General features: G+C 64.6%; 19 protein-coding genes. 11 read left to right on the forward strand and 8 right to left on the reverse strand.

Annotated features, from left to right (window positions below):
* Position 1: 1 nt before the first annotated feature.
* A complete protein-coding gene (gene glmS, locus KHP60_RS08520) occupies positions 2-1,828 on the forward strand; it encodes a glutamine--fructose-6-phosphate transaminase (isomerizing) (protein WP_213563470.1) in 1,827 nt (608 codons plus the stop codon).
* Positions 1,825-2,394, forward strand: a complete 570-nt coding sequence (locus KHP60_RS08525; protein WP_213563471.1) for a GNAT family N-acetyltransferase — start codon at positions 1,825-1,827, stop codon at positions 2,392-2,394. The genes glmS and KHP60_RS08525 overlap by 4 nt, the downstream gene beginning before the upstream one ends.
* On the opposite strand, the gene recG is transcribed toward KHP60_RS08525, so the two are convergent.
* Positions 2,346-4,463, reverse strand: coding sequence for an ATP-dependent DNA helicase RecG (recG, locus tag KHP60_RS08530; RefSeq protein ID WP_213563472.1), 2,118 nt, complete (start codon positions 4,461-4,463; stop codon positions 2,346-2,348). The two genes, KHP60_RS08525 and recG, sit on opposite strands and share 49 nt — an antisense overlap.
* Before the next feature lie 83 nt (positions 4,464-4,546).
* Here recG and KHP60_RS08535 point away from each other — a divergent pair, with 83 nt between their 5' ends.
* Both KHP60_RS08535 and mfd read left to right on the forward strand, forming a co-directional pair.
* Positions 4,547-4,843: a succinate dehydrogenase assembly factor 2 gene (locus KHP60_RS08535; protein ID WP_213563473.1), complete on the forward strand. Its 297-nt coding sequence runs from the start codon at positions 4,547-4,549 to the stop codon at positions 4,841-4,843.
* A gap of 292 nt (positions 4,844-5,135) precedes the next feature.
* Complete coding sequence (mfd, locus tag KHP60_RS08540; RefSeq protein WP_213563474.1) at positions 5,136-8,657, forward strand: transcription-repair coupling factor; 3,522 nt, start codon at positions 5,136-5,138, stop codon at positions 8,655-8,657.
* Positions 8,658-8,870: 213 nt separating this feature from the next.
* On the opposite strand, the gene KHP60_RS08545 is transcribed toward mfd, so the two are convergent.
* Both KHP60_RS08545 and KHP60_RS08550 read right to left on the reverse strand, forming a co-directional pair.
* Positions 8,871-9,215 carry a hypothetical protein gene (locus KHP60_RS08545; RefSeq protein ID WP_213563475.1) on the reverse strand — a complete coding sequence of 115 codons (345 nt, stop codon included), beginning with the start codon at positions 9,213-9,215 and terminating at the stop codon, positions 8,871-8,873.
* Positions 9,216-9,343: 128 nt separating this feature from the next.
* Positions 9,344-11,158 (reverse strand): extracellular solute-binding protein, encoded by a 1,815-nt coding sequence (locus KHP60_RS08550; protein WP_213563476.1) that lies wholly within the window; start codon positions 11,156-11,158, stop codon positions 9,344-9,346.
* Between the two features lie 217 nt (positions 11,159-11,375).
* On the opposite strand from KHP60_RS08550, the gene KHP60_RS08555 reads away from it, so the two are divergent.
* Positions 11,376-12,164 (forward strand): invasion associated locus B family protein, encoded by a 789-nt coding sequence (locus KHP60_RS08555; protein ID WP_213563477.1) that lies wholly within the window; start codon positions 11,376-11,378, stop codon positions 12,162-12,164.
* Between the two features lie 73 nt (positions 12,165-12,237).
* On the opposite strand, the gene hspQ is transcribed toward KHP60_RS08555, so the two are convergent.
* Positions 12,238-12,567: a heat shock protein HspQ gene (gene hspQ / locus KHP60_RS08560; RefSeq protein ID WP_213563478.1), complete on the reverse strand. Its 330-nt coding sequence runs from the start codon at positions 12,565-12,567 to the stop codon at positions 12,238-12,240.
* A gap of 222 nt (positions 12,568-12,789) precedes the next feature.
* Here hspQ and KHP60_RS08565 point away from each other — a divergent pair, with 222 nt between their 5' ends.
* A complete protein-coding gene (locus KHP60_RS08565; RefSeq protein WP_213563479.1) occupies positions 12,790-13,761 on the forward strand; it encodes an AEC family transporter in 972 nt (323 codons plus the stop codon).
* A 249-nt stretch (positions 13,762-14,010) separates the two neighbouring features.
* Here the strand turns inward: KHP60_RS08565 and KHP60_RS08570 are convergent, their stop codons facing one another.
* The gene (locus KHP60_RS08570) at positions 14,011-15,219 is read right to left on the reverse strand and encodes a UbiH/UbiF family hydroxylase (protein ID WP_213563480.1); all 1,209 of its coding nucleotides are present in this window, start codon (positions 15,217-15,219) and stop codon (positions 14,011-14,013) included.
* Positions 15,220-15,509: 290 nt separating this feature from the next.
* Between KHP60_RS08570 and KHP60_RS08575 the strand changes: the two genes are divergently transcribed.
* The 5 genes from KHP60_RS08575 (at position 15,510) to pncA (ending at position 20,974) form a co-directional block, all read left to right on the forward strand.
* Positions 15,510-17,057 (forward strand): ABC transporter ATP-binding protein, encoded by a 1,548-nt coding sequence (locus KHP60_RS08575; protein WP_213563481.1) that lies wholly within the window; start codon positions 15,510-15,512, stop codon positions 17,055-17,057.
* Positions 17,047-18,123 (forward strand): ABC transporter permease, encoded by a 1,077-nt coding sequence (locus KHP60_RS08580; protein ID WP_213563482.1) that lies wholly within the window; start codon positions 17,047-17,049, stop codon positions 18,121-18,123. Before KHP60_RS08575 ends, KHP60_RS08580 begins: the two co-directional genes overlap by 11 nt.
* The gene (locus tag KHP60_RS08585) at positions 18,120-19,037 is read left to right on the forward strand and encodes an ABC transporter permease (RefSeq protein WP_213563483.1); all 918 of its coding nucleotides are present in this window, start codon (positions 18,120-18,122) and stop codon (positions 19,035-19,037) included. The genes KHP60_RS08580 and KHP60_RS08585 overlap by 4 nt, the downstream gene beginning before the upstream one ends.
* Positions 19,038-19,140: 103 nt before the next feature.
* A complete protein-coding gene (locus KHP60_RS08590; RefSeq protein WP_213563484.1) occupies positions 19,141-20,223 on the forward strand; it encodes a BMP family ABC transporter substrate-binding protein in 1,083 nt (360 codons plus the stop codon).
* Positions 20,224-20,323: 100 nt separating this feature from the next.
* Positions 20,324-20,974 carry a bifunctional nicotinamidase/pyrazinamidase gene (pncA, locus tag KHP60_RS08595; RefSeq protein ID WP_213563485.1) on the forward strand — a complete coding sequence of 217 codons (651 nt, stop codon included), beginning with the start codon at positions 20,324-20,326 and terminating at the stop codon, positions 20,972-20,974.
* A 263-nt stretch (positions 20,975-21,237) separates the two neighbouring features.
* Here the strand turns inward: pncA and rimO are convergent, their stop codons facing one another.
* The 3 genes from rimO to KHP60_RS25815 all read right to left on the reverse strand — a co-directional run.
* On the reverse strand, positions 21,238-22,554 hold the full coding sequence (gene rimO / locus KHP60_RS08600) for a 30S ribosomal protein S12 methylthiotransferase RimO (protein WP_213563486.1): 1,317 nt from the start codon (positions 22,552-22,554) through the stop codon (positions 21,238-21,240).
* Between the two features lie 790 nt (positions 22,555-23,344).
* Positions 23,345-24,523, reverse strand: coding sequence for an acyltransferase family protein (locus KHP60_RS08605; RefSeq protein WP_213563487.1), 1,179 nt, complete (start codon positions 24,521-24,523; stop codon positions 23,345-23,347).
* A 747-nt stretch (positions 24,524-25,270) separates the two neighbouring features.
* Positions 25,271-26,213 (reverse strand): calcium-binding protein (locus tag KHP60_RS25815; protein WP_409366265.1); only part of this gene is annotated, 943 nt, incomplete at its 5' end.

Here is a 26,213-nt window from a genome sequence, read left to right on the forward strand (position 1 = left end):
AATGTGCGGAATCGTTGGAATTGTCGGGAAAACCCCTGTCGCGCCCCAGATCGTCGAGGCTCTCAAGCGGCTGGAGTATCGGGGCTACGATTCCGCGGGCGTAGCAACCCTGGAGGAGGGCCGCCTCCATCGCCGGCGAGCCGAGGGCAAGCTGCGCAATCTGGAGACCAAGCTGTCCCAGGCCCCCCTGTCCGGCGTGATCGGAATTGGCCATACCCGCTGGGCCACTCATGGCAAGCCCAACGAGACCAACGCACATCCGCATGCGACCGACAAGCTCGCTGTGGTCCATAACGGTATTATCGAGAACTTCCGTGAGCTGAAGACCGGGCTTGAGGCGAAGGGAATCCGGTTCGAGACGGAAACGGACACCGAGGTGGTGGCCCAACTCGTGACCTACGAGATCCACCAGGGGCGTCCGCCCATTGAGGCCGTCGCCGTGACCCTGCCGCGGTTGCGTGGCGCCTTCGCACTTGGATTCCTGTTCTCCGGCGAGGAGGATCTGCTGATCGGCGCCAGGCATGGGGCGCCGCTCGCCATCGGCTATGGCGAGGGTGAGATGTATCTCGGCTCCGACGCGCTCGCGCTGGCACCGTTCACTGGTGAAGTGGCGTATCTGGACGATGGCGACTGGGCGATCCTGACCCGCCGGGGCGCCGACATCCGCGACGAGAGCGGCAAGTCGGTGAAGCGGGTCCGTCACAAGATCCCGGTCGGGTCTTTCCTGGCCGACAAGGGCAATTATCGCCACTTCATGGCCAAGGAGATCCATGAGCAGGCGGAGGTCGTCGGCCGTACGCTTGCGCATTACGTGAACTTCGCTTCAGAACGAGTTGAACTGCCTGTCGAATTTCCGTTCGATTTCCGAGACCTGAAGCGCATTTCCATATCGGCCTGCGGAACGGCTTATCTGGCCGGGCTGATCTCGAAATACTGGTTCGAGCGTCTCGCGCGTATTCCGGTCGAGATCGATGTGGCCTCCGAGTTCCGCTATCGGGAGGCGCCTTTGGAGCCGGGCGGGTTGGCGCTGTTCGTGTCTCAATCCGGCGAGACGGCGGATACCCTCGCATCGCTGCGCTACGCCACCGCTGAGAAGCAGCATACACTCTCCGTGGTGAATGTGCCGACCTCCACCATGGCACGGGAAAGCAGCGTCATCGCGCAGACGCTCGCCGGCGTTGAGGTCGGCGTGGCATCGACCAAGGCCTTCACCTGTCAGCTCACCGTGCTCCTGACCCTCGCCATTGCAGCCGGCCGGGCACGGGGCACGCTCAGTGCGGAGGAGGAGAAGGAGCTGGTGAATGCCCTCATCGCCGTTCCGGGTCAGATGACCGAGGCGATGAAGCGCGAGCACCAGATAGAGATCCTGGCCCGCGACCTCTCCAAGGCGAAGGATGTGCTCTATCTCGGACGCGGCACGTCCTATCCGCTGGCCATGGAAGGGGCCCTGAAGCTCAAGGAAATCTCCTATATCCACGCCGAAGGATATGCGGCGGGCGAGCTCAAGCATGGTCCGATCGCGCTCATCGACGAGACGATGCCGGTCATCGTGATTGCGCCCCACGATGGCATTTTCGAGAAGACCGTGTCCAACATGCAGGAAGTGGCGGCCCGAGGCGGCCGCATCATCCTGATCACCGACGAGCGCGGAGCTCTCGAGGCCGGGCTCGACACCATGGCGACCATCGTGATGCCCTCCGTGCACCCGATCGTGGCCCCGATCGTCAATGCGATTCCGATCCAGCTCCTCGCCTATCACACGGCCGTGTTCATGGGCAAAGACGTGGATCAGCCGCGCAATCTCGCCAAATCCGTGACGGTGGAGTGAGCGCTTCCACGGTCTCCGTCCGTCTCGCTCGGCCCGATGATCTGGAGAAACTCGGTGCCGTCGAGCGTTCGGCGGCATCCGTCTTCAGGAGCGTCGGTCTGGCCTGGCTGGCCGACGGCGGGACGATGGACCCCGCCGTCCTGGAGACCCTCTGTCACGGCCGGACGCTCTGGGTGGCCGTCGACGAACGGGACGAACCTGTCGGGTTTCTGGCTGCACATGAGCTAGATGGACAATTCTACATTGCCGAACTGTCCGTCGCGGGCTCGCATCAGCGTCGCGGCATTGGTGCCCGGCTGGTAGAAGCTGCCATCGAGCATGGCAGACGCCTGGGATTCGCTGCCATAACGCTGACGACCTACCGCGACCTGGCGTGGAATGGTCCGTTTTACGCGCGGCTGGGCTTCGACGAGATCGATCCCGGGGAGGCCGGCCCAGGCCATCACGCCAAGCTGCGGGACGAGGCGGAGGCCGGGCACGATCCGGCGCGGCGCTGCATCATGGCGCTGCGCCTCGATCAGCCGGCCCGCAGCAGCCGGATCGCGGAATCGCGCTCGAACAGGTAGAGCAGCACCCGCAGGGCCTGCCCCCTGTCGCTCACGAGATCGGGGTCGCGATCGACGATCAGACGGGCGTCGTCCCGGGCGGCCCCGAGGAGATCGCCGTCCACCTCCAGGCGGGCGAGCTTGAAGCCGGGTGTGCCGGACTGGCGGGTCCCCAGAACCTCGCCTTCGCCGCGCAGGCGCAGGTCCTCCTCGGCGATGCGGAAGCCGTCCTCGGTCTGGCGCATCATCTCGAGACGGGCTTGCGCGACCTGACCCAGCGGGCCCTTGTAGACCAGCAGGCAGGTGGAGGATTTCGAACCCCGGCCGATGCGTCCGCGCAGCTGGTGGAGCTGGGCGAGGCCGAAGCGCTCGGCGTGCTCGATCACCATGATCGTGGCATTGGGCACATCGACGCCGACCTCGATCACGGTGGTGGACACGAGGACCTTGGTCTCGCCGCTGGAGAAGCGTTCCATGGCGGCGTCCTTGTCCTTGCCGGCCATCTTGCCGTGCACGAGGCCGACCTGATCGCCGAAGAAGCCTTTCAGCATCTCGAAGCGTTCCTCGGCGGCGGCCAAGTCGATGGATTCCGATTCTCCCACGAGCGGGCAGACCCAGTAGACCTGGTCGCCGTTCGCAATGGCGCGCCCGATGCCGCCGACCACTTCGTCGAGCCGGTCGATGGCGATGAGCCTGGTCGCGATCGGCTTGCGGCCCGCCGGCTTCTCGCTGAGCACGGACACGTCCATGTCGCCGAAATAGGTCAGTGCCAGGGTGCGGGGGATCGGGGTCGCCGTCATGACGAGGATGTCCACGGCCTCGCCCTTGGAGCCGAGCGCCAGACGTTGGTGCACGCCGAAGCGGTGCTGCTCGTCCACGACGGCGACGCCGAGATCCTGGAACGCGACGCCTTCCTGGAACAGGGCGTGGGTGCCGACGGCGATCTGAATGCTGCCGTCCGCAAGGCCGGCAAGGATGGTCCTGCGTGCGACGCCTTTCTCGCGTCCGGTGAGGAGGGCGATGGTCAGCCCGGCCTGTTCGGCCATCGGCGCGAGGCGCTCGTAATGCTGGCGGGCGAGGATTTCGGTCGGCGCCATCATGGCGGCCTGGCGTCCGGCCTCGATGGCGCTCGCCATGGTGAGCAGGCCGACCACAGTCTTGCCGGAGCCGACGTCACCCTGGAGCAGACGCAGCATCTTCTTGTCGGACGTGAGATCGTGCCGGATGTCCTCGATGGCCTGCGCCTGCGAGCCCGTGAGCCCGAAGGGCAGGGCGGCCTTCAACCGCTCGACCAGATGCCCGTCACCCGCATTCACCCGGCCGGGCAGGCGCCGCATGCGGCTTCGAACCAGCGCCAACGCGAGCTGGGAGGCCAGCAGCTCGTCATAGGCGAGGCGCCGGCGCGGGGCGGATTTGGCGAGGGCGTCCTCGGAGAGCTGAGCGGCGTTGTCCGGCCTGTGGAGGGTAAAGAGAGCCTGCCGGAAATCGGGCAGCGCATTCCTGTCGAGCCAGGCGGGATCCTGCCATTCGGGCAGCTGGGGGGTCTTCTCGAGAGCCGCGCCGATGTAGCGGCCGACCATCCGGGAGGAGAGTCCCTCGGTCAGGCCATAGACCGCCTCGACGGCCGGCAGGCTCTCGATGCCGCGCTCGTCCAGGATCCGGTCCGGGTGGACCATCTGGCGCCTTGCCTCCCAGAGCTCGATCTTGCCGGAGACGTATCGGCGCTCGCCCACGGGCAGCAGCTTTTCCAGGCGGGCTTTCTGGCCGTTGAAGAAGATCAGCGTCACGTCCCCAGTCTCGTCCTCGACCAGGATCCGGTACGGTGCCCGGCGGCCCGGCGGCGGCGGGCGGTGGGCCACGACGGTGACGGACAGCGTCACGGGCTCGCCGATGGGGGCATCGGCCACCGAGCCCTTCATTTCGCGGGAGATTCCGCTCGTCGGCACGTGGAACAGCAGATCCATGACGCGCGTGGGCTTGCCCGGTTCGCCGAGGAGGCGGTCGAGCAGGGGGGCGATCTTCGGCCCGACGCCGGGCAGGGTGTTGGCCGGGGCGAACAGGGGATCGAGAATGGAAGGACGCAATGACATTCAAATGGGTGGCAACGGGAAGGGAGATGGTTATATAGCGGCCAAGCCGCCCGGAGGCGACGCAATCTTATCGGAGCAATGCCATGAGCGGAACGACACGCAGCAGCGCCGGCCTCGACACCCGCCGGCGGCAGATCCTGTATCGTTCCTGGCATCGGGGCATGCGGGAGATGGACCTGATCATGGGCCGCTTCGCGGACGCGCAGATTGGCGAGCTTTCCGAGGAGGATCTCGCCGAGTTCGAACGCCTGATCGAGGTCACCGACCGGGACCTCCTCGGCTGGATCACGGGCGAGATCGAAACGCCGGCGAACTACGATACGCCCCTGTTCCGGCGCCTCAAGGCGTTCCATACCCACAGTTCGCCGATTCACAGCTGACACGCTCACGTCATCACCGGCCTTGTGCCGGTGATCCCGATGGCCGGATCAAGCCCGGCCATGACGTCAAAGGGGGCGTGAAAGACTGTGCGAACGGTTCGCCACGAGATGCGTCCGGCGCTCCGTTGGTCCGTCCTCCCCTTCAACCCGCTCCCGGAAGGGTGCGGAGCAAAACACCTCAACGGGGATGACAGGAAGCCCGGCGCCGGACTACACCATCCCTCTTTTCTCAATTCCACCGAACCGGGCCCGCAAGCCCGCGTTCTTGTTATCTGTGATCCGACAGCCCGCCATGAAGCCAGCCCTGACCCGCGCCCTCGATGCCCTGAAGAAGGGCCAAAGCCTGACGTTGTCCAGCGTGCCGGACGGCTTCGACGCGCTTGCCGTCGCCGATCTCGCCCGCGGCCTGTCGGGGCAGGTGGAGGGGCCGGCCGTTCTGGTCCATGTGGCCCGGGACGGGCAGCGGCAGCAGAACTTCGCCAGCAGCCTCGCGTTCATCGCTCCCGAGATCGAGATCCTGACCTTCCCGGCCTGGGACTGCCAGCCCTATGACCGGGTGTCGCCCAACAGCGCCATCACGGCGCAGCGGATGACGACCCTCGCGCGGCTCGCCCGCTCCAAGACCTCCGAGGACAAGCCGCGCATCCTGTCGACCACGGTGAACGCCCTGGTCCAGCGCGTGCCGCCCAGGGCCCGCATCGCGGCCGAGACCTTTTCGGCCGCGCCGGGCAACGTGGTCGACACGACGCAGCTCATCAACTGGCTGGAAACCAACGGCTTCCTGCGCACCGGCACCGTGCGGGACACGGGCGAATACGCAGTACGCGGCGGCATCATCGACCTCTTTCCGGCTGGATTGCCCAATCCGGTCCGCCTCGACTTCTTCGGCGATGCGCTGGAATCGATCCGCGCCTTCGATCCGGAGACCCAGCGCACGGTCGGGACCCTGCGCTCCCTCGATCTGGTGCCCATGAGCGAGGTTCAGCTCACCACCGAGAGCATCAAGCGCTTCCGGCAGGCCTATGTGGCGGCCTTCGGCGCGCCCACCCGCGACGACCGGCTCTACGAGGCGATCAGCGAGGGGCGGCGCTATCCCGGGCTCGAACACTGGCTGCCGCTGTTCCACGACCATCTCGACACCCTGTTCGATTACCTGCCGGGCATACCGGTGGTGTTCGACGCGTTGGCCGACGATGCCGCCGCGGAGCGTCTCGCCCAGGTGAAGGATTATTACGACGCTCGCCGGGAGGGCATGGGGCAGAACCAGCCGGGCGTCGCACCCTATCGCCCGCTGTCGCCGGATGCGCTCTATTTCAAGCCCGAGGAATGGTCCGAGCGCACCGCCAGACTCCCGCTCGCGCGGCTCACGCCGTTCGCGCTGCCGGAATCGGCCGGCCGTCTCGTCATCGATTGCGAGGCGCGCCAGGGCCGCAACTTCATCGCCGAGCGCGCGGACGAGAACGCCAACGTGTTCGAGGCGGTGATCCAGCACATCCGCGACCTTCAGACGGCCAGGAAGCGCGTTATGCTCGGCGCCTGGACCGAGGGCTCACGGGAGCGCCTCTGCCACGTGCTGCAGGACCACGACCTGCGCCAGACGAAGCCCATCGCGCGCTTCTCCGACGCCATGGCCTATCCGCGCAACGAGATCCCGGTCGGCATCTGGCCGCTGGAATCGGGCTTCGAGACGGCCGATCTCGCGGTCATCAGCGAGCAGGACATCCTCGGCGACCGCCTGGTGCGCCAGAAGCGCAAGTCGAAGCGGCCGCAGGACTTCCTCACCGAGGTGGCGGCGCTGACCCCGGGCGATCTCGTGGTCCATGTGGACCACGGCATCGGGCGCTTCGAAGGGCTGAAGACCATCGAGGCCGCCGGCGCCCCGCATGACTGCCTGGAACTGCATTACGCGGGCGGCGACCGCCTGTTCCTGCCGGTGGAGAATATCGAGCTTCTGACCCGCTACGGCTCCGAGGAGACGGAAGTCCAGCTCGACAGGCTCGGCGGCGGAGCCTGGCAGGCGCGCAAGGCGCGCATGAAGCAGCGCATCCGCGAGATGGCGGGCGCGCTCATGAAGATCGCGGCCGCGCGCATCCTCAAGGATGCCCCGCGCCTGACGCCGCCGGAGGGGCTCTACGACGAGTTCGCGTCCCGCTTCCCCTATGACGAGACCGAGGATCAGCTCAACGCCATCGAGGCCGTGCTCGATGACATGGCCTCGGGCCGTCCGATGGACCGTCTCGTCTGCGGCGACGTGGGCTTCGGCAAGACCGAGGTGGCCCTGCGGGCCGCCTTCGTGGCCGCCATGGGCGGCAAGCAGGTGGCCGTCGTGGTGCCCACGACTCTGCTGTCCCGCCAGCATTACCGCACCTTCTGCGACCGGTTCCGTGGCCTGCCGCTCAACGTGGCCCAGGCCTCGCGCTTCGTGCCGGCCGCCGAGATGAAGAAGACCAAGGAGGGGCTGGCCGACGGCTCGGTCGACATCGTCATCGGCACCCATGCCGTGCTCGGCAAGACGATCAAGTTCAAGGACCTCGGCCTCATCATCGTCGACGAGGAGCAGCATTTCGGCGTTTCACACAAGGAGCGTCTGAAGGAGCTGAGGGCCGAGGTCCACGTGCTGACCCTCTCGGCGACCCCGATCCCGCGTACCCTGCAGCTGGCGCTGACGGGTGCGCGCGAGCTGTCACTGATCACGACGCCGCCGGTGGATCGCCTCGCGGTGCGCACCTTCATCACGCCCTTCGATCCGCTCCTCATCCGCGAGGCGCTGCTGCGCGAGCGTTACCGTGGGGGCCAAGCCTTCTACGTGGTGCCGCGCCTCGACGATCTCGGCGAGGTGAAGGCCTTCCTCGACAAGGAGGTGCCGGAGGCGAAGGTCGCGGTGGCGCACGGCCAGATGGCGGCGGGCCAGCTGGAGGACGTCATGACGGCCTTCTACGAGGGCAAGTACGACATCCTGCTCTCCACCACGATCGTGGAATCGGGCCTCGACATCCCGACCGCCAACACGCTCATCGTCCACCGGGCCGACATGTTCGGCCTGTCGCAGCTCTATCAGCTGCGCGGGCGTGTCGGACGCTCCAAGACCCGCGCCTATGCCCTGTTCTCCGTTCCGGCCAACAAGTCCCTGACGGTCCAGGCCGAGCGGCGCCTGAAGGTGCTGCAGACCCTCGATACCCTGGGAGCCGGTTTCCAGCTCGCCTCGCACGATCTCGACATCCGCGGCGCAGGCAACCTGCTCGGCGAGGAGCAGTCCGGGCACATCAAGGAGGTCGGCTACGAGCTCTACCAGCAGATGCTGGAGGAGGCGGTGGCGCAGCTGAAGGCCGGCATCGAGGAGCCGGCGGAGGATCAATGGTCGCCCACCATCGCGGTCGGCGCGCCGGTGATGATCCCCGAGAGCTACATCGCCGACCTGCAGCTGCGGCTCGGCCTCTACCGTCGCCTCTCGACCTTCGAGGCCGACCAGGAGATCGATGCCTTCCGGGCGGAGCTCGTGGACCGCTTCGGCCCGGTGCCGTCGGAGGTCGACCAGCTTCTCAAGATCATGGCGATCAAGGTGCTCTGCCGCCGCGCCAACGTGGAGAAGGTGGACGGCGGGCCGAAGGGCATCATCATCTCGTTCCGCGACAATTCCTTCGCCAATCCGACCGGCCTCATCTCCTACGTCACCGAGCAGGCGTCCTTCGCCAAGGTGCGGCCCGACATGAAGATCGTGTTCGTCCGCGACATCGAGACCCCGGACGAGCGCATCAAGGCCGCGACCACGATCCTTCGCAGCCTCGTGCGGATCGCGGAGAAGAAGGCGGCATAAGAAGCTGAGTCGTCAGGCACCCCTCCCACACGTCGTGCACTGGGGATGAGAATTTCTCACGTCATGGCCGGGCTTGTCCCGGCCATCCCGCTTGTCTGAAGCGATGCGCTTTTCTCAATCGGGATCACCGGCACAAGGCCGGTGATGACGACGGGAATGAATTTTTCGTTTGTCTCGGAGGGCCGCCTGGGCCTGACTGTTAATGGGCGCGCGTCAGAGGTCGGGCGCGGCGACGGCGTGCATGCTGAGCTGGTTCTGGAGCATCGTGGCGGCTCCGCTCACGCCGCCCGTGATGATGACCGGCGTCCCGGTCTCTGCCAGATTTTTGCGCAGGCGGCTGGCGAGTTCCATGAAGCGGCGGCGCTCGGCCCACCCGGCTTGGCGGGGCATCTGCAGCACGACCGCAGCCGGGCTCGGGATCAGGGCCAGAACGTCGTCCGCGGCCTCGAAGGGGGTCGTCACGCTCGCAAATCCCATGCCGGCCAGCTCCAGGGACAGAGCACCGTCGGGAGCACGTTCGCCACTGTCGACGACGAGGATCTTCGGCATTGCGTTCATGACGATACCCTGCGGTTGGACGCGACGGATGAGACTGGGGGTGCTCAACTAACGTCGAAGCGCAGCATTTGTTTCATCATCTACATGAATGGAAGCTCAACAATAGGGGTATGCACCGGGAATTGGGGTTAATGGGGCTGCCGCCACCATGTGTCGATATTGGTCCCCATGAGCGGCGTCCTGTCCGGCCGTTTCAGGTCGCTGCTATAGGCAAGCCATTGATCCTTCAGGTAAAACAGCGGAACGACATAGAAACCTGACAGCAGGGTCCGGTCGAGCGCGCGAACGGCGGAGACGAAATCCTCCCGGCCCTTGGCCTCGAGGAGTGCGTCGATGAGGCGGTCGACCGCAGGCGAGGCGACCCCGGCGTGGTTGTGGGAGCCGCTGCGCCCGGCCGCGGCGGAGCCCCAGCGGGTGCGCTGCTCGTTGCCCGGGGAGGGCGTTCCGGCCCACAGCCACTGGACCATGTCGAAGTCGAAGCGGGCGAGGCGGCGCCAGTACTGCACGTCGTCGACGAGGCGCACCCGGGCCTGGATGCCGATGCGGCCCAGGGATTGCGAGAAGTTGAGGGCAAGCCGCTCCTGCGAGCGGGAATTGACGAGCATCTCGAAGGCGAAGGGCTCTCCGCTGCTCTTCCTGCGCAGGACGTCGCTCTCGAGGACCCAGCCCGCCTCCGAGAGAAGCGCCAGCGCGCGCCGCGCCATGTCCCGGTCGCGGCCCGATCCGTCGCCGGCGGGCGGTTCCCAGCGGCCTTCGAGGATGTCCTCGCGCACGGTGCCTGGGAACGCCGCGAGCAGCGCCCGCTCCCGCTCGTCGGCAGGCCTGCCGGTGGAGGCGAGGTCCGAGCCGGAGAAATAGCTGTTCGAACGGGTGAGCTGGCCGAAGAACAGGTTGCGGTTCACCCAGTCGAAGTCGAACAGGTAGCTGATGGCCTCCCGGACCCGGACATCGGCGAAAAGTGGTTTCCGGGTGTTGAAGACGAAGCCGCTCATCCCCTTCGGCAGCCGGGTCGTCAGGGTCTCCCGGACGATGCGGCCGTCCCTGACGGCGGGAATGTCGTAGCCCGTGGCCCACTGGCCGGGATCGCCCTCGATCCTGAAATCGTAAAGTCCCGCCTTAAAAGCCTCGAACAAGCTGTTGGCGTCGCGATAGAAATCGTAGCGGATCTCGTCGAAGCTGTAGAGGCCGCGCGTGATCGGCAGATCTTCGCCCCAGTAGTCCTTGCGGCGGGTCAGGACGACCCGTTCGCCGGGCCTGACCTCGGTCAGGGCGTAGGGGCCGGAGCCGACGAGTGGCGTCAGGCTGGTCTTGTCGAAGGTCTCGAGCCTGGTGGCATGGGCGGCAAAGATCGGCATCGACATGCCGAGAAGCAGCGGCAGTTCCCGGTCGTTGGAGCCCGACAGGTCGAACCGGATGCGGTGCGGACCCAGGATCTCGACCGATCTGACCTGGCCGAAGCTCGAGCGGTAGAAGGGCTTGCCGTATGTCCTCAGCGCCTCGAACGAGAAGCGCACATCCTCGGCGGTGAGAGGATGGCCGTCGGAGAAGCGGGCGCGCGGATCGAGGTTGAAGGTGATGAAGCTCCGATCCTCGGGCATCTCGATGGAGCGGGCGACGAGGCCGTAGATCGTGAACGGCTCGTCGGTCGAGCGCATCATCAGGCTCTGGAGCACGTAGCGCGGCACCACGTCCGGTGCGACGCCCAGAACGATCAGCGGATTGAGGCTGTCGAAGGTGCCCTGGAGGCCGAGCGTGATTCGGCCGCCCCTCGGCGCCTGCGGGTTCGCATAGGGCAGGTGCGCGAAACCGGGCTCGAGCGCGGGCTCGCCGTGCATCGCGATGCCATGACGCAGCACCGCCTGTTCGGAGGCGGCGGCGAGCTCAACGCCGGACAGGAGAAAAGCGGCGGCAAGCAGCAGATTCCGTATAAGCCAGCGGCTCATGGCGCTCCCGGTGCAAGATGTCACTGACCCTGAGCAATGTTGTACAGAAATTTACCTCAGGTGACTGGAAACCTACCACGTGAAAGGTTAAAGGAGCCCCACGTCTTGTCTTCGCCACATTCGGCAAGGATTTGGACCCCGTCATCGCAGGTTAAGAACACGCCGGACAAACGGCCTATTCGAAAGCCGATCTTTCGACTGAAGAGGATCTAACGACATGTCATTCGCGACACGCTTCGCGAGCCTGGGGGGGACCCGTGGCCTGGCAACAGCTCTGGCCCTTCTCGTGAGCGCACCCGTTCTGGCTCAGACCGCTCCCGCCCAGAGGCCCGCCGCTCAGCCTGCCCGCCCGGCCGCTCCGGCCCAGCAACCGGCGCAGGGCGCCCAGCCGCAGCAGAATGCCGGCCCGACGGTCGTGACCGTGAAGGCCGAGCCGTCCCAGCCGGAATGGACCAAGGTCTGCGGCAAGGACCAGAACACCAACACCGAGATCTGCTACACCACCCGCGACTTCGTGTCGGATCAGGGCCAGCCGGTTCTCGCCCTTGCCGTCTATGACGTGAAGGGTCAGCAGCCGCAGAAGGTCGTCCGCTTCGTGATGCCGCTCGGCCTGCTCCTGCAGCCTGGTCTGCGCTTTGCCGTCGATCAGGGTCAGGCGACCCCCGGCCGCTATGTGATGTGCCTGCCCAACGGCTGCTTCGCCGAGGCTCAGGTGAAGGACGACTTCATCGCCGCCATCAAGAAGGGCGCCAACCTGAACGTCAGCGTCCAGAACCAGATGGGCCGCGAGATCACCTTTGCCGTTCCGGCGGCAGGCTTCGGCAAGGCCTTCGACGGTCCCCCGATCGACCCGAAGGTGCTCGAAGAGCAGCAGAAGAAGCTCCAGGAAGAGCTGCAGAAGAAGAGCGAAGAGATGCGTCAGCGCATGCTCCAGAGCCAGGGCGGCGCTGCCGCTCCCGGGGCTGCCGCTCCGGGCGCCGCGGCCCCGGCTGCTCCGAAGCCGTAAGGCTCAACGCATCCGAACAAATGAGAACGCCGGGCTCGATGGCCCGGCGTTTTCGTTCGGCTTGACGAAGATCTCAGTTGGCCAGGATCGGATGAGCCTTGTAGCTGCCGTTCTTGTCCCGCGTGAACATCTCTTCGATCATCGGGTTGCGCAGAGGCTCATCCGAATGGTCGGGCAGGAGGTTCTGCTCGGACACGTAGGCGATATACTCGGTTTCCGCGTTCTCGGCGAAGAGGTGATAGAAGGGCTGGTCCTTGTGGGGCCGGACCTCCTCGGGGATCGACAGCCACCAGTCCTCGGTGTTGTCGAATTCCGGATCGACGTCGAAGATGAGCCCCCTGAAATCGAAGACCCGGTGTCGAACCACTTGGCCGATCGCGAATTTTGCTGAACTCGCTTTCATGGTCTTAACTCCTTGATCTTCATATAGAGATCCTCGGGGGATTCTCCAAATCGGCTGCTCGTCACAATCAAGAGAGCGAAGCCGTCCCGGAGCGGAGCTTTGCATTCCAGGACTGCCGGCCCTCCCTAAAGGTGGGATTGTCGCAGGGTTGGAACCTTGCCACAAGAAGCTCTCCCGCCGCGCCTGCCGTCCCTTCCACATGCCTTCCACCCGGAGCCGCCCATGTCCGACCTGATCGGGCTGTTCAACCTCCTTGCCCCGTTCTTCGGCCTCATCGGGCTCGGCTTCTTCTGCGGCAAGGTGGTGAAGCAGCCCGAGGCCGGATTGGCCTGGATGCAGTTCTTCCTGATCTACGTGGCGCTGCCCTGCCTCTTCTACCGGCTGATCGCCGACAAGCCCCTGGATGAACTCGCGAACTGGCCGTTCATCGCCGCCACCACCTTCTCGACCTTCTGCGCCTTCGTGCTGTCGTTCGCGACCGGCTGGCGCTACACCCGGGACCTGCCGCAATCGGTCATGCAGGGCGTTGCCGGATCCTATTCCAATATCGGCTATATGGGCCCGCCGCTCATTCTCGCGGCCATCGGCGCTTCCGCCAGCGCACCGGTCGTCCTGATCTTCGTCTTCGACAACCTGTTCCTGTTCTCCGTCGTCCCGCTGCTGATGTCGATGGCGGGGCACGACAAACTCAGCCTGCCGGCGACGATCCGCCGGATCGTCTGGCGCGTCGTGACGCATCCCTTCAACGTCGCCACGGCCATCGGCATCACGGCGAGCTACCTGCATCTCCAACTGCCGGGCCCTGCCGAGCAGATCGTCACCTGGCTCTCGGGAGCCGCCGCGCCGTGCGCGCTGTTCATCCTCGGCGTAACGGTCGCTCTGCGGCCCATGCGTCACATGCCCGGCGAGGTGCCGGTGCTGGTGTTCATCAAGCTGATCCTGCACCCGCTCCTTGTCTGGGTGGTGCTCTCGGCTGTCGGCGATTTCGGCCCGGACTGGACTTACGCGGCCATGATCATGGCCGCGCTGCCGCCCGCCTTGAACATCTTCGTGATCTCGACCCAGTACAATGTTGGTCTGGAACGCGCCTCGGCCTGCGTCCTCGTCGGTACGCTGGTGTCGATGTTCACGCTGACGGGGGTGCTCTATCTCACCACGAAAACCGGAGCGTTGCCGTACGATCTGTTCCCGTGACCACTCGTTCACCCAGGAATGACACCTTCCACGTCATCACCGGCCTTGTGCCGGTGATCCCGATCCGAGAGGCGCCGCGTTCAACTGCATTGGGATGGCCGGGACGAGCCCGGCCATGACGTCAGAGAATGTCATCCCCGGCGCATGGAGCTCGGGAAAGGGATCCTCGATCAAGCCCGCCCGTACGGCTTCCTTTCCCCTTCGCTGCGCCTCCTTCAGGAACGACTCCAGCCAGGTCTCAGGACGACTTCAGGCCGGCGACGTACCCTGCATCAGCCGGGGCACGCCGACTCGCGGGAGTACGCCTTCACGCATGACGATCCGGCGCAAGGGACCGATATGGCTCAAGGCCAGGAGACCGGCGCCGCGAAGGAAGTCGGTGGGAATCATGCCGGTGAGAAGCGTCCGGTTGAGACCGTCCACGGCCGCCGTGCGCAGGCGGACATCGAGATCCCGGCCGCGCTGATAGCGGGTCAGGGTCTCGTCCGAACCGGGGGCGTGACCCTCGTCACCTCCATCGACGACGGCGTCCCTCAATGAGGCGACGTCGCGGAAGCCGAGATTGAGCCCCTGGGCTCCGATGGGCGGGAAAACGTGTGCCGCTTCACCGACGAGCGCGAGGTTCTGCGACCGGTAGCGATTGACCGACAGGCCGCTCATGGGCACCAGGCCCCGCGGGCCGTCGATGCGCATGGTGCCGAGATGGGACTGTGCCTGCCGCTCGATGGCAAGAGCCAGGGCCGCGTCGTCGAGGTTCGACAGTCGCTCCGCGTCCTCCTTGCTCGTGACCCAGACGAGGCTCGAGCGGCGGCCGGGCAGGGGCACCAGGGTGAAGGGTCCGTGGCGGGTATGGAACTCGGTCGAGGTGTCGCGATGCTCCCGGTCATGAGCCAGGATCACCGTCACGGCCGATTGCGGATAGGACCAGGTTTGCGTGCCGATGCCCGCGATCTGGCGCAGCCTGGAGTTCCGCCCATCGGCCGCGATCACGAGGCCGGCCCGGACGGCGGTGCCATCGGCCAGCGTGAGGACCGCTCCTGCCTCGCCCGTGGCGAAACCCGTGGCGAATTCCGGGACGAGGGTAAGGCTTTCGGAAGTGCGGGCCGCCTCGGCGAGTTTCTCGACGAGAGCCACGTTCTCGATATTCCAGCCGAAGGCGTCGAGGCCGATCTCGCCGGCCCGGAAGGATGCCGGCGGCGGGCGGAACAGGCTGCCCGTGTCGTCGATGATGCGCATGGTCTCGAGCGGCGCTGCAACGGAAGCGACCGCCGGCCAGACGCCTAGCGCCTCCAGAAGCCGGACCGAGCCGTTGAGCAGGGCGACGGTCCGTCCGTCCCGACCCACGTCGAGGCCGCCAATGAGAACAGTCTTGTAGCCATCGCGGGCGAAGGCCAGGGCCGCGCTCAGGCCCACGGCTCCGGCGCCGACGACGGCGATGTCACAGGTGTTCTCGGTCACGGGCTCTCTCACCAGTCAAGCAGTTTCCACCAGCGCGGAATCATCTCTACCTTGTTGTGCCGCGCTTTTAACGGCGAACCGGATCCAAAGCCGAAAGATGCTCTAGGTTGTGGACGGTTCGCGGACTCACAATAAACCACGGATTCGGCATTGCCGACCGGCGCGCCGCTTCCTTATGATCGTTCCACAACGGAAGTGTGCACCCGTACGGCCCTTGCCAAGAGCCGCATGGGCCGTCATCCATGTGCAGATTCCTATCCGGCTGCAACCCTTAAGTCAGAGTCGCTTGTGTGAAGCCAGACGTATCATCATCGGGGCCGCCCCTCGTCGAACTTCAAGGGATCAGCAAGCGCTACGGCGATCTTCTCGCCAACGACGGCATCGATCTGGCCATAGAGCCCGGCGAGATCCACGCGCTGCTGGGCGAGAACGGCGCGGGCAAGTCGACCCTGGTCAAGATCCTCTACGGTGTGATCGAGCCGAGCGCCGGCAAGATCCGGTGGGAGGGCCGGCCGGTTTCCATTGGGTCCCCGGTCGAGGCGAGAAACCTCGGCCTCGGCATGGTGTTCCAGCATTTCTCGCTCTTCGACGAGCTGACGGTCGCCGAGAACATCGCCGTGGCCCTGTCGGACGATTGGAGCCTGTCCACCGTTCGCAGCAAGCTCGGCGAGATCAGCCACACCTATGGTCTGGCGCTGGATGCCGACCGGGCGGTCTGGACTCTCTCGGCCGGCGAGCGCCAGCGCATCGAGATCGTCCGCTGCCTGCTTCAGAATCCGAGGCTGCTGATCCTGGACGAGCCGACCTCGGTTCTGACGCCGCAGGAAGCCGAGCATCTCTTCGCCACCTTGGACCGGCTCTCGGCCGAGGGCTGCTCCATCCTATACATCTCCCACAAGCTGGAGGAGGTGCGCCGCCTCTGCCGCCGTGCCACGATCCTGCGGGCAGGGCGCGTCGTCGCGACCATCGATCCGCGGGCGAAAAGCGCCCGCGAAATTGCCGCGTTGATGGTCGGTAACGAGGTCGGCGAGGTCCGTTCCGATGCGCTGCACCAGGTCCAGGGCGAGATGCTCAAGGTCTCGCACCTGTCCATTCCGCCGGCCGGTCTTCACGGTCAGGCCCTGCGCGACATCGACCTTGTTGCCCGGGCCGGAGAGGTGGTCGGCATCGCCGGCGTCGCGGGCAATGGGCAGAGCGAATTGTTCGCCGCCCTGTCGGGCGAGCGCCTGGCGGACCGGCCGGATGCCATCGTCATCGCCGGAAAGCCATCGGGAACGTTCGGCATCGACGCCAGACGCCGCCTCGGCGCCGCCTTCGTTCCGGAGGAGCGCCTGGGCCATGCGGCCGCGCCATCCCACCGCCTGAGCGAGAACACCCTGATCTCCCATGCAGCCGCGGAAGTGAGCCGCTCGGGCTTCATCCTGGTCGATGCCGCCAAACGGCTCGCCCGCTCCATCGTCCAGAGCTTCGACGTGCGCACGCCCGAGGGCGATCCGCAGGCGCGCAAGCTCTCCGGCGGCAACCTGCAGAAGTTCGTGATCGGCCGTGAGATCATCCGCAAGCCCAAGCTGATCGTCGTCGACCAGCCGACCTGGGGTGTCGATGCGGGCGCGGCGCGTCTCATTCGCCAGGCGCTCGTCGACCTCGCCCGGGCGGGCAGCGCCGTCGTCGTCGTCAGCCAGGATCTCGACGAGTTGTTCGAGGTGGCGGACCGCATGGCCGTCATCCACCAGGGGCGTTTGAGCCCGCTGAGACCGGTGGGCCAATGGACCCGGGAAGCCATCGGCCTTGAAATGCTCGGTGTCGCACAAGCCCAGGGGGATGCTCATGCGCTTTGAGCTGACGCCTCGCGCGAGCGTTTCGCCGGTCATGCGGGCCCTTGCCCCGGTGGCGGCCTTCATCACGGCCTTCCTCATTGCAGGCTTCGTCATCTGGCTGATGGGGCGCTCGCCCATTGCGGCCTTCGACGTCTATGTGCTCCAGCCCCTGAGCGACCCCTGGGCGCTGCAGGAGCTCCTCGTCAAGGCAACGCCGCTGGCGCTCATCGCCATCGGCCTGTCCTATTGCTTTCGCGCCAATCTGTGGAACATCGGAGCGGAAGGCCAGTACGTGATCGGCGCCGTGCTCGGCAGCTGGCTCGCACTCAAGACCCATGGCACGGAGGCCGGCTCCTGGGTTCTGCCGCTCATGCTGCTGCTCGGCATCATCGGCGGCGCGCTCTACGGGTTGATCCCCGCCTTTCTCAAGACTCGATTCGGCGTCAACGAGATCCTGACCAGCCTCATGCTGGTCTATGTGGCGCAGCTGATCCTCGATTATCTCGTGCGTGGCCCATGGCGCGACCCGAAGGGCTTCAACTTTCCGCAATCGGTGACCTTCGATCCCTCGGCGACGCTGCATCCGATCCTGGAGGGCGGGCGCGTCCATTACGGTGCCGTGTTCGCGATAATCGCCGTCCTGCTCACCGCCGTGATCCTCGGGCGCACCCTGTTCGGCTACCGGCTCAAGCTGACCGGTGACGCGCCCCGGGCGGCGCGGTTCGCGGGTTTCAGTTCCAGATCAACCACCATGGCGGTCTTCGCCATCTCGGGTGGCCTGGCGGGGCTCGCCGGCATCTCGGAGGTCTCTGGCCAGATCGGCCAGCTCCAGCCGTCGATTTCGCCCGGTTACGGCTTCACGGCCATCACGGTGGCGTTCCTAGGCAGGCTCAACCCCATCGGCATCCTGATCGCAGCCCTCGTCGTCGCGCTCACCTTCATCGGCGGCGAGAGCGCCCAGATCATGCTGAAGCTCCCGCTTGATCTCACGCAGGCCTTCCAGGGCATCCTGCTGCTCTGCGTGCTGGCAGCCGACGCGCTGGTCAGCTACCGCATTCGCTTCGTCACACGGGGAGGGGGCAAATGACCATCTTCGAGGCCATCCTGCTCACCGTCGTCACGGCGTCCACGCCTCTCCTGATCGCCTCTCTGGGCGAACTGGTGACGGAGCGTTCCGGTGTGCTCAACCTCGGCGTCGAGGGCATGATGGCGATGGGCGCGGCCTGCAGCTTCGCCGCCGCCGTCACCTTCGACTCCACCGTGCTCGGCGTCGTGGCCGGAATGCTGGCCGGGACCCTGATGGCGGCCCTGTTCGCCCTCGTGGTGCTGGGCTTTGCCGCAAACCAGGTCGGTTCGGGCCTTGCCCTGACGATCTTCGGTCTCGGGCTGTCGGGCCTGATCGGCGCTCCCTTCGTGGGCGCAAGGCGTGACCCCGTCCGGCATATCGATATCCCGGTCCTGAGCGACATCCCGGTCGTCGGGCGCCTGTTTTTCGAGCAGGATCTCTTCGTCTACGCGTCCATCGCGCTCACCATCCTGGTCGCGCTCTATCTCACCCGGACCCGCTCCGGCCTCACCCTCCGCTCGATCGGCGAAAACCACACCTCGGCCAATGCCCTAGGCCTGCCGGTCTGGCGGGTGCGCTTCTGGGCTATCCTGTTCGGCGGTGCCTGCTCCGGTCTGGCAGGAGCCTATCTCGCTCTGGTCTATACCCGCTTCTGGTCACCCGGCATGACGGCGGGGCGCGGCTGGATTGCCCTGGCGCTCGTGGTCTTCGCGGCGTGGCGGCCGGGCTGGGCGCTGGTCGGCGCCTATATTTTCGGTGCAGCGACGGTGCTGCAGCTCCATGCCCAGGCGGCCCAGTTCGGCGTGCCGTCGCAGCTGCTCTCGGCGGTACCGTATCTCGCAACCATCGTCGCCCTGCTGCTCCTGTCCCTGCGTCACGGCCGGGCCATCGGCGCCCCCGGTTCCTTAGGGATGCCGTTCGTGCCTGACCGGTGAGCAAAGGGGTGTTAATCTGACCAAAGTGTAGGCAGAGGAATTCTTGCCAGAAGCCTCAAGACCTGCGACGGAATGTCGGAAATCCAACCTCGAGGGAACGAGCATGTTTTCAGGGAAAGTCTTCGGAGCCTTGGCGGGTGCCACGGTCGTAGCTCTGGCTGCAACCGGCGCGGTCGCCCAGCCGAAGGATAAGATCAAAGTCGGCTTCATCTATGTGGGACCGGTCGGCGACCATGGCTGGAGCTACCAGCACGACCAGGGCCGCCAGGCCATCGAGAAGGCCTTTCCGGGCAAAGTGACGACCACCTTCGTCGAAAGCGTGCCGGAAGCCGATTCCGAGCGCGCCATCGAGCAGCTCGCCCGCACCGGTCACGACCTCATCTTCACGACTTCCTTCGGCTTCATGGAGCCGACTCTGAAGGTCGCCAAGAAGTACCCGAACATCAAGTTCGAGCATGCCACCGGCTTCAAGCGTGCTCCGAACCTGTCGACCTACGCGGCGAAGTTCCACGAGGGCCGCTACATCATCGGCCAGATCGCCGGCAAGATGACCAAGTCGGGCACCATCGGCTATGTCGGCGCCTTCCCGATCCCGGAAGTGGTCGCTGGCATCAACGCGTTCTACCTCGGTGCCCAGTCCGTGAACCCGAGCGTCAAGATCAAGATCGTGTTCGCCAACACCTGGTACGACCCTGCGAAGGAAGGCGATGCCGCCAAGGCGCTGCTCGACCAGGGCGTCGACATGCTGGCCCAGCACACGGACAGCCCGGCTCCGATCCAGGCCGCCGAGGCCCGTGGCAAGTTCGGTTTCGGCCAAGCCTCGGACATGGAGCGTTTCGCCCCGAAGGCGCAGCTCACCGCCATTGTCGACAACTGGTCCGACTACTACGTCGCCCGCACCAAGGCGGTTCTCGACGGCACCTGGAAGTCCGAGGACACCTGGGGCGGCATCAACGCCCACATGGTCGTCATGACGCCCTACAAGAATATGCCTGACGACGTGAAGAAGATGGCTCAGGACACCGAAGCGGCCATCAAGTCCGGCCAGCTCAACCCCTTCAAGTGCCCGGTCATCGGCCAGGACGGCAAGGAAATCGAGTGCAAGGGCAACGGTGCGCTCTCTGACGAGCAGGTTCTCGGCATGAACTTCTACGTGAAGGGCATCGAGGACAAGATTCCGCAATAAGCGGGCGCCGGCTTGGAATAGAACGAGGGCAGCCGGGCGACCGGCTGCCCTTTTTCGTGACGGTCTCTATATTCATCGCCGGGTTTTCAGAGGATCAGGAATGGCCGAAGGGACGACGATCAAGCCAGGGGATACCGACATCCTCATCGTCGTGGATGTTCAGAACGATTTCCTGCCGGGCGGCGCCCTCGCGGTGCCGGACGGCGACGCGGTGATCGAGCCGGTCAACCGGCTCGCCGGAGCCTTCCGCCATGTGGTGCTGACGCAGGACTGGCATCCGCAAGGGCATGCCTCCTTCGCGTCGACCCATCCGGCGAAACAGCCTTTCGAGATGACCGAGCTGCATTACGGGCCGCAGGTGCTCTGGCCCGACCATTGCGTGCAGGGAACCCCCGGCGCCGAGATCTCGCGCGACCTCGACATCCCGCATGCGCAATTGGTCATCCGTAAAGGCTACAATGCGGGGATCGACAGCTATTCCGGCTTCAAGGAGGCGGACCGGCGGACCTCGACCGGGCTTGCCGGCTATCTGAAGGAGCGTGGGTTCCGCAGGGTTTTCTGCGCCGGGCTCGCTCTGGATTTCTGCGTAGCCTGGACCGCGCTCGATGCGGCGGAAGCCGGGTTCGAGACCTATCTGATCGAGGACGCGTCGCGGCCGATCGACACCGACGGGTCGCTCGAGAAGACTCGGTGGGACCTGGAAGCCGCGGGCGTTCGGGTGATCACGAGCGAGCAGATTGCGGATATTTGATCAACTGCGATGCCGTCATAGCCGTCCCGGACTTGATCCTGGACAGCCATTCGTCTTCCGTGAAGCGCCGCGCCGAGGGCAGCGCTCCGCTGTCATCCCCGGCGGTCCGCAGGACCGGGAAGGGGATCCACTTACACGCCCGGCGCTATGGATTCCCTTCCCCTTCGCTGCGCTCCGGCCGGGAATGACACCGCAGCGCTTGTCTTGATCGGGATCACCGGCACAAGGCCGGTGATGACGACAGAAACCAGCAAGAAGGGAAGTTAAACCACCGTCCCGTGCAGATCGTACTCGTCTGAAGCCTCGATCTTCACGTTGACGATCTCACCGGGCTTGAGCGCCTGGCGCGAGGCCACATAGACGACGCCGTCGATTTCAGGGGCGTCGTACTTGGTGCGGCCGGTCGCGACGGTCGCCCCCTGCTCGTCGATGATGACCGGCAGGGTCTTGCCGACCTTGCTCTTGAGGATCCTGGTGCTGACCTTCTGCTGGGTCTGCATGAAGCGGTGCCAGCGCTCTTCCTTCTCCTCCGGAGAAACGGCACCGGCGATGTCGTTGGCGGGCGCGCCCTGCACAGGCTCGTACTGGAAGCAGCCGGCGCGGTCGATCTTGGCGTCCTTCAGCCACTGCATGAGGAAGTCCACATCCTCCGCCGTCTCGCCGGGGAAGCCGACGATGAAGGTCGAGCGGATGGCGAGATCCGGGCAGATCTCGCGCCACTTGCGGATGCGCTCGAGGGTCTTCTCCTGGTTGCCGGGGCGGCGCATGGATTTCAGGACACGCGGCGAGGCGTGCTGGAAGGGGATGTCGAGATAGGGAAGGATCTTGCCCTCGGCCATCAGCGGAATGACTTCGTCCACATGGGGATAGGGGTAGACGTAGTGCATGCGCACCCACATGCCGAGATCGCCCAGCTCCTTGGCGAGCTCGAAGAAGCGGGTGCGGACCTCCCGGTCCTTCCAGAGGCTCGGCTGGTATTTGATGTCGAGGCCGTAGGCGCTGGTGTCCTGCGAGATCACCAGGAGCTCCTTGACCCCGGCCCTGGCGAGCTTCTCGGCCTCGCGCAGCACGTCGGCAATGGGGCGGCTGACGAGATCACCGCGCAGCTTCGGGATGATGCAGAAGGAGCAGCGATTGTTGCAGCCCTCGGAAATCTTCAGGTAGGCATAGTGGCGCGGCGTCAGCTTCACGCCCTGGGGCGGGACGAGGTCCACGAAGGGGTCATGAGCCGGCGGCACCGCCTGATGCACGGCCGAGACCACGGATTCGTAGGCCTGCGGGCCCGTGATCGCCAGGACGTTCGGGAACTGGTCGCGGATCTGTTCGGGCTCGGCGCCCATGCAGCCGGTGACGATGACCTTGCCGTTTTCCGCCATGGCCTCGCCGATGGCCTCGAGGGACTCGGCCTTGGCGCTGTCGAGGAAGCCGCAGGTATTGACGATCACCACGTCGGCTCCGTCGTGCTCCTTGGTCAGCTGGTAGCCCTGGGCGCGAAGCTGGGTGATGATGCGCTCGGAATCGACCAGCGCCTTCGGGCAGCCGAGAGAGACGAACGAGACTTTCGGCGCGGGAGCATTCATCCGCCACATCCACTTATCAAATCGAAACTGACATCTGTGAGGTGCCCGCCCAAGGCCGCGTCATCGCGAATTCACGGCGGAGAAACCTGTCGATCGAGGGCAGGAACATTTTGCCAATCCGGCAGCACCGTGCCCGGATTCGCTCAACTTCTCACCTGGAACGATCCAGCGCCTCGCGCAGGCGCCCCAGGCCAGCAGGAGCGCGCGACTTAAGGCGCGCGTGTGCCTTTACAACATCGGGCCGGCCTTTACAACATCCGGCTTTGACGCGGGCCTTGCGGTCTGCCGCCGGCCGTTTCCAAATTCTGCGCTTGGCAATGTCCCGGCGCCCCTGTGCGCAGAGAGGGCCGAAGCTCGGCCTTGCCGCTCCGGAGAAGGTGCGGAACTGGGCGTCAAGAAGGCGAGGCGCCCCGGCAGCCTGCTTTTCAGGAAGATCACGAGGGCGCTTCGGCCGATGACAGGATCAAGGGAGCGTCCGTGATGAAAGGGCTCTTCCTGAGTCACTCGTCGGCCAGGGAGCCCTCTCGCACGGACGTTCGTCTCTCAGGATCGTATCGTTGGATCGTATCGTTGCCGAAGGCCACGTCCCGGGGCGTTTCCCCGCCTCCAGGCCTGTTGCCGCCCTGATGGGCTGCCGGACCGGTCGTGCATGGTGAAACAGCATGTTCGTGCGTCGAAGCACCCGCGGGCCGCATCGGCAATCGTGTCGAGGACAGGGTCGAGCTTGGACCCGCTTGAGATCAGGCGGATGAATGCTTCACCCGCCTTTGCCGTTACAAACCCATCACAGTCAGACGCCCGCCTGCGGCAGCTTTTCCGCAACTGGCGTGCTGACGCGATTCCGAGCGCTGCTCCACAGGCGCGACCGTCCGCCACTCAGGTGATCGAAGACGGATGGCGCGAGGGCGTTGAGCGCCCATGCGGCGGCAATCGTAAGCAGTACCGAGAGGATCGAGCTGCCGAAGAAGTTAAGCAGCAAAGTAAAGTCGCTATGATCCGGGAACATGCGCACGAACCAAGCCTTCATGAATTGATTGAGGGGCCAGTGAAGGGCGTGCAGGAAAAATGCGATCGCTGCGACTTTGGTGATCATGCGCCCGACATATGTCGTGACAAGGAGTGGCGCGACGCCCCACAATGCGACAACGCCGAGCAATCGCAGGCCATCGCTCCAAACGTCAAGAAACGCTTGGCGCAATGGCAGATCTGCTGGCACGAAGAGGGGCGCCAGAGTGCGCAGTGCAACCAGCCCCAGCAGGGCCACCAGAGCTATGACGCCGGTGCCCGGCGTGACCAGCGTGGCGACGGGCCAGTTTCGAATCCGCGCCATGGCTCCGATGTAGAAGAAGAAGAGGACGTCCGGACGGTGGAAGGTGTGCCAAGCATTCCAGTTGAGAAGCCATATGACGAACAGGACTGAGAAGGCTATCCATGGAATTCGCTTGATAAGAAATGCCAGGATCGGGGAACACAGAACAGTCAGGAACAGATCCCGCAGGAACCAGAACTGAAAATTGGCGGGGTTCTGAGTTAATCCGATGTGAGCATTTATGATGTCCTGCCACCTCAGGTTAAAAACGTCATACGCCAAGATCTTCCCGTAGTTCGGGTAGAGGGAAAGAACAATAGCCGCCACCGCCAGGGAGATCGCGTTCCAGGAGATCATCGGAAGGAGAACAGAGCGTGTTCGGCTGCGATAGCGTCTTAGAAAGAACGAGGCGGAGTAGTCTGCTTCCCTGAAGAAAAGGTATCCTGATATTGCGCTCAGAAGGGGTACCGAACTGAGGAAGAAAAAGTAGAAGTATGAATTTGTGAATGTCGCGATCGGGTGATCGTTCAGGATCAATCCTTCCCAGGGATCGTGGCTATATCCCGGAAACTTGCCGTAATGCAGGAACACCAGCCCAAATACGAGCAAGAATCTCAAGATATCGATTTGTTCTCGCAGGCCTTCGTCCGGGCTCTTCATGACTGATCCTCTAACATCGTCGGTGTGCTGCGATCGAAATTGTATGTCATCGAAGCGGAGATTGAGGACAGACCATTAATGGCTAACCTCTCACAAACGCGCGATCTCCTGGCTCCTGCACGTACGTATGGGCCGTGTCCTAGGGCAGCTATGAACAGCAGGTAGAATACGGGCGGTCGGGACGACGCATATTCTTCCGCGCATGCCAACCAATCGGAGAAGGGCTGCAGAAAGTCCATTCGCCGCCAGCACGAGCAGGATACTAGTCGCAGCCATTGGAAGGCACAATGTGGGCGAACGGGGAAGAAGTGGTATTGAAGAAACCGAGAAGGATTCGACGCGAGACCTCGTCAGTACTCCGACCGGATTAAGCTGTGTCTGATGTTAGATTCAGCCTGCCACATCTGACTTTCAAATCTTGAGCAAAGCTCGAGCTTGATCGCTTCGAGGATTGGTGGTGGCAAGGTTCGTATAGTACCGCACTTATGATGTAGATCATCACTTGTTCGAAACCAAATGAGGTGAAGAGCTGCACGAGAGGCCGAGCATGCGGCCTCTCGTGCGGATAGCCCATTCTGTAGCCCGATCACAATTCGTCGCGGACCTGGTACTCATCTCCATCACTTGTCTGTGATCGAGATGAGTTCCTGAACCCAGGTCATTCGGTCACTCGCACACTTCCAGATCATTATTCGATCGCAGGTTGACAGATCAGCTTACGGCCGACCTGCTCGACACAAGGTGCCGTCATACGATGAAGAAGTCCTTGTAGGTCAGCTTGAGGTTTTTGCCGAGCTGGGCGAACTCCACGGCCGCCTTTGCGCCTGAGCCGTCGGCGTCATACGAGAGGATGCCGGTCTTCTTGTTGTAGAGGAGATAATCGTTCCGGTCGTCGGCCTGGCCGCTCTCGAAGTAGGACTTGTTCAGCTTTCCAGGCTTGATCTCCGATCCCTTGCCCAGCTTCTTGAAGATGGCGTTGTCGAGCCAGATCGTGTCGTCCTTCACGTTGAAGTCGGCAATCTTGTCGAAGTTGACCTTGCGGTCCGTCTTGGACGTGCCGAGCCTGGCATCGAACACGAACACGTCACTGCCGCTCCCNCCCTTGCCCAGCTTCTTGAAGATGGCGTTGTCGAGCCAGATCGTGTCGTCCTTCACGTTGAAGTCGGCAATCTTGTCGAAGTTGACCTTGCGGTCCGTCTTGGACGTGCCGAGCCTGGCATCGAACACGAACACGTCACTGCCGCTCCCGCCGGAAAGCCAGTCGTTGTCCGCCCCGCCATAAAGCCGGTCCTGCCCGCTCTCGCCCGAGAGCCGGTCACGGCCGGCCTCGCCATAGAGCCAGTCGTTGTCTGCTCCGCCATAGAGGGCATCGTGCCCACCCGCGGTAAAGATCCTGTCGTGGCCGCCGAGCCCGGCCACGACATCGTTGCCGCGCCCGTTATGCCCGTTGTAACCCTGGCCGAGAGCGATCGTCTCGCTGCGTTCGTCTCCCCAAAGCGTCAGATGGCCGGAGGAGGGCAGGGCTGACCTTTCGTCCGAGAGGATGACCTTCACGGTGTCGGCGTACTGGCCGCGGCTGCCGAAATCGGCGAAGTACAGGTAGTGCTTGGCCGAGCCGCTGGCGCCGGTCGTGATGGGAGCGTTGAACAGCAGGCTGACCTGTCCGCCCTCGCCGAGAGACAAGGTCCCG

Origin of the sequence: Microvirga sp. 3-52 (genome assembly GCF_018383585.1) — a bacterium.
Classification (GTDB): Bacteria; Pseudomonadota; Alphaproteobacteria; order Rhizobiales; family Beijerinckiaceae; genus Microvirga.

What these genes read in the sequence shown, in the direction of transcription:
- KHP60_RS08590 (WP_213563484.1), top strand. Translation starts at nt 19,141, where the DNA reads ATGTTTTCAGGGAAAGTCTTCGGAGCCTTGGCGGGTGCCACGGTCGTA.
- KHP60_RS08550 (WP_213563476.1), bottom strand. Translation starts at nt 11,158, where the DNA reads ATGAGCCGCTGGCTTATACGGAATCTGCTGCTTGCCGCCGCTTTTCTC.
- rimO (WP_213563486.1), bottom strand. Translation starts at nt 22,554, where the DNA reads ATGAATGCTCCCGCGCCGAAAGTCTCGTTCGTCTCTCTCGGCTGCCCG.
- mfd (WP_213563474.1), top strand. Translation starts at nt 5,136, where the DNA reads ATGAAGCCAGCCCTGACCCGCGCCCTCGATGCCCTGAAGAAGGGCCAA.
- KHP60_RS08535 (WP_213563473.1), top strand. Translation starts at nt 4,547, where the DNA reads ATGAGCGGAACGACACGCAGCAGCGCCGGCCTCGACACCCGCCGGCGG.
- KHP60_RS08545 (WP_213563475.1), bottom strand. Translation starts at nt 9,215, where the DNA reads ATGAACGCAATGCCGAAGATCCTCGTCGTCGACAGTGGCGAACGTGCT.
- glmS (WP_213563470.1), top strand. Translation starts at nt 2, where the DNA reads ATGTGCGGAATCGTTGGAATTGTCGGGAAAACCCCTGTCGCGCCCCAG.
- recG (WP_213563472.1), bottom strand. Translation starts at nt 4,463, where the DNA reads ATGTCATTGCGTCCTTCCATTCTCGATCCCCTGTTCGCCCCGGCCAAC.
- hspQ (WP_213563478.1), bottom strand. Translation starts at nt 12,567, where the DNA reads ATGAAAGCGAGTTCAGCAAAATTCGCGATCGGCCAAGTGGTTCGACAC.
- KHP60_RS08565 (WP_213563479.1), top strand. Translation starts at nt 12,790, where the DNA reads ATGTCCGACCTGATCGGGCTGTTCAACCTCCTTGCCCCGTTCTTCGGC.
- KHP60_RS08555 (WP_213563477.1), top strand. Translation starts at nt 11,376, where the DNA reads ATGTCATTCGCGACACGCTTCGCGAGCCTGGGGGGGACCCGTGGCCTG.
- pncA (WP_213563485.1), top strand. Translation starts at nt 20,324, where the DNA reads ATGGCCGAAGGGACGACGATCAAGCCAGGGGATACCGACATCCTCATC.
- KHP60_RS08580 (WP_213563482.1), top strand. Translation starts at nt 17,047, where the DNA reads ATGCGCTTTGAGCTGACGCCTCGCGCGAGCGTTTCGCCGGTCATGCGG.
- KHP60_RS08605 (WP_213563487.1), bottom strand. Translation starts at nt 24,523, where the DNA reads ATGAAGAGCCCGGACGAAGGCCTGCGAGAACAAATCGATATCTTGAGA.
- KHP60_RS08585 (WP_213563483.1), top strand. Translation starts at nt 18,120, where the DNA reads ATGACCATCTTCGAGGCCATCCTGCTCACCGTCGTCACGGCGTCCACG.